At 66.9% G+C, this 894-nt stretch carries 1 pseudogene; it reads left to right on the forward strand.

Annotation, left to right across the window (positions count from 1 at the left end):
- Positions 1-45 precede the first annotated feature (45 nt).
- Positions 46-894: pseudogene (locus EN804_RS34495) on the forward strand (relaxase/mobilization nuclease domain-containing protein); the annotation flags it as partial.

The following is an 894-nucleotide window of genomic DNA, read 5'->3' on the forward strand; positions in this document are numbered from 1 at the left end:
GACGTGTAAGTGTCTGATTTTGCTTGATATGTCTGGGAGGCTCGCATTAAGGATGACGAGTTCAGGCCGAAGCTCGGCAAAATCGGGTCGCGCGGCTCGAAGGCCGGCAAACGCTATGCCGGCCAGGTTGGTGCGGCGATCAACCGGGCTGGCGGCCGGCCGCAACGCGGTGGTCGCTTCACCGGAAGCCGGACAGGGCGCGGCGGGGCGGCCGCCGCACTGCTGAAATCGCGCGACCGGTATGCCGCCTTCCGCCAGCGCCGGGTGATCGTCAAGGCGCGGGTCGTCAAGCTCGCCGGCAAGGGCGCGGACGGGGCGCGTGCCCATCTACGCTATCTTCAGCGCGACGGGGTCACCCGCGAAGGTGAACCTGGCGAGCTCTACGGCGCCGACAGCGGCCGCGTCGACGGCAAGGCGTTCATCGATCGCGCGGACGGCGACCGCCATCAGTTCCGCTTCATCGTCGCTGCCGAAGACGGCATCGAGTACGACGACCTCAAGGCGCTGACGCGGCGGCTCATGGCGCAGATGCAGGAAGACCTCGGCACGAAGCTCGACTGGGTCGCGGTCGATCATTTCAACACCGGCCACCCGCACAGCCACATCATCGTCCGTGGCAGGGACGACCGTGGCGAGAACCTGGTCATCGCGCGCGAATATATCTCATCTGGCATCCGCGAGCGGGCGGCCGAGCTGGTCAGCCTCGATCTCGGTCCGCGAACCGACCGCGAGATTGAGCTTCGCCTGCGCCGGGAAATGGAGCAGGAACGCTTCACCAGCATCGACCGTCGGCTGCTCAGCATGCGTGATGATGACGGCCTGGTCTCGCCGGGCGGTCCCGACGCCATTCGCCAGACGCTGCACCAGGGACGGCTGCGCAAGCTCGAGCGGATG

Origin of the sequence: Mesorhizobium sp. M8A.F.Ca.ET.161.01.1.1 (assembly GCF_004792105.1) — a bacterium.
Classification (GTDB): domain Bacteria; phylum Pseudomonadota; class Alphaproteobacteria; order Rhizobiales; family Rhizobiaceae; genus Mesorhizobium.